Below are 2,494 nucleotides of genomic sequence, written 5' to 3'. Positions count from 1 at the left end.
CGCTTCCTCGATAAAGATCGCCACAGTTTCTTCTACATCACTACGTGCAGCATCTTCACTATCAGCTTCTTCAAGCTCAAATTCTGTTGTGCTTATTTCTATTGCTGCAGTTGTATCTTGATCTTCAGCCGAATCACCTAGCTCAAGACCTGTGATCTGACCTTCGGCAATCAGACTGTCTGCCAGTTGCAAGAGTTCTTCTAAAGCCGGTTCAGGTGTCATTTGTTGTTGTAATTGCTGACCTAAAAGCACGACTGGGCGCAGGTCAACATCGAGTTCCTGCACCTGTTTGAATTTTGGATATAAAGTAAACTGGTAAATATTCAGTACAGCTTTGGCATACTGTTGAATCGTAGGCGTTAACTGGATTGAACCTGAAAGTACCCGGTTTAAGGTATCTTCCACTGCCCATGCAATTTCACCCGCAGATTTAGCCCCCACCATACGGCCTGAACCTTTCAGGGTATGAAAATGGCGGCGAATGGTTTTCAGGTTTTCCTGATGAGCCGGATCACTCAACCATTCTGGAAATAAAGCATTTAACTCAACGAAAATTTCTTCGATTTCCTCGACAAAAATTTCAAGAATTTCTGCATCTTGATCAAGATAACTGTCTTCAGGAAGCGTTGTCGTTTCAACTAAATTTTTTAATATTTCTTTCATAGCTAATGCTTCTTACGTTGTGCCGCCAAGAAGGGCGCTCAAACTTAATTGTGACCGTCACGCGAGACCTATCCTTAATAGTTAGGTCCATCTTGTCGAGGCTTTATCTGTATTTCTGAATGTGCCTCAACCTGGGTTAAGGCACACTCCCCTCATACTTTCTGACTTTATTCGGGTAGTTTAAAGTCAGATACAGATTCACGTAATGCATCGGCCATGTTCGCCAATTCAGATACCGAACGTGCTGTATCGAAGGTTGCACTCGTAGTTTGTGAAGTAATTTCCTGTACGACATTCATCGTGATCGCAATATGACCTGCAGATGCTGACTGAAGTTTCGCAGCATCGGAAATGTTTGCAATCAGTTTTGCCAGGTTATTCGATACGTTCTGAATCTCATCCAGTGCCACACCGGCATCTTTAGACAAGTTCGCACCACGTACAACTTCGGCTGTGGTTTGTTCCATTGAAATTACGGCTTCGTTGGTATCCGTTTGAATGGTTTTTACCAGGCCTTCAATCTGTTTAGTTGCAGATGCAGAACGTTCCGCAAGACGCTGGACCTCATCCGCTACCACGGCGAAACCACGACCAGCTTCACCCGCCATCGACGCCTGAATCGCTGCGTTCAAAGCCAGGATGTTCGTTTGGTCGGCAATATCGTTAATCAGGGCGACGATGTTACCAATTTCTTGTGAAGATTCACCCAGACGTTTAATACGTTTCGACGTTTCCTGAATCTGTTCACGAATCGTATCCATACCTTCAATTGAACGGTGTACAACGTCTGCACCATTTGCAGCAATTTGTACTGAACGTTCCGCAACGACTGCAGATTCTTCCGCGTTGGCAGATACCTGGTCAATGGACATCGCCATTTCGTTAATCGCAGCAGATGCACCGGCAATTTCTTGTGCCTGGTGTTCAGATGCTTCAGCTAACTGGTTGGTAATGCTTTGAGTTGTCGCTGTATATTGCGCAACTTCCTGAGAAGTTTCGGTAATACGAGATACCAGGTCACGTAACTGGTCGATCGCGAAGTTAATCGAGTCGGCAATCGCACCGGTAAAGTCTTCCGATACTGTTGCATATGAACGCAAGTCACCATCCGCAAGGTCAGCAATCTCGTCCAGTAAACGTAAAATCGCATTCTGGTTACGGTCATATTCTTCCTGAAGACGGGTTACACGCTGTTTATCCGATGCACCACGTAGGGTTAACAGGCGGAATACACACAGCAGGAAGCCGATCAATAACAGAATTAACAAAACCGCTGGAACGATTGTTTTCAGACCAGAGTTACCAGATAGTTTGTTCAGGTTATCGAGCAGGACATCCGATTGCGAGAAAATTGACGCAGATGCCTGACGTACTTTTACGATTTGCGCAGAGTTTTTCAGGATTGTCGCAGATGCTGATTCAAGTACATCATCATATTCTGCTTTAATGCCTTCAAGAGACTCGCGCAGGTTTGGATCAGTAATCCGTTGTACACCCAGTTCAGCAGAACCGTTTAACTGTGCATTTAAGTATGAACCGAAAGTTTCGGTATCGGCACTGAAGTCGTCCGCTGATTCACGTGAACCGTCGTTACCGGTCAATACCAAGCTGATCGAACGTAAAATACGCTCCGCAATGAATACTTGGTTTTTCGCAATGACCACCTGGTTAGACGGCATGTCTTGACGCGCCATCTGGTCGACCATCAAGTTATATTCAGCCTGAATCCCCGGGATGGCTTCACCAATTGCGATGTTGGTGTCATATAACTGGTTAATGATTTTTTGTTGCGATGCAATCAGGTCAATACTAGAAGACACTTCTGTCCACT

At 45.1% G+C, this 2,494-nt stretch carries 2 protein-coding genes; both read right to left on the bottom strand.

Annotated features, from left to right (window positions below; genetic code table 11):
* A partial coding sequence (locus B4J23_RS14270; protein WP_291361552.1) for an Hpt domain-containing protein occupies positions 1-663 on the bottom strand: 663 nt, incomplete at its 3' end.
* Between the two features lie 167 nt (positions 664-830).
* Positions 831-2,494: methyl-accepting chemotaxis protein (locus tag B4J23_RS14265; RefSeq protein WP_291361550.1), on the bottom strand; the 1,664-nt coding region annotated here is incomplete at its 5' end.

The organism is Acinetobacter sp. UBA3025, from assembly GCF_002367915.1.
In the GTDB taxonomy this organism is placed as follows: domain Bacteria; phylum Pseudomonadota; class Gammaproteobacteria; order Pseudomonadales; family Moraxellaceae; genus Acinetobacter.
This window is presented reverse-complemented; position numbering and strand designations above follow the sequence as displayed.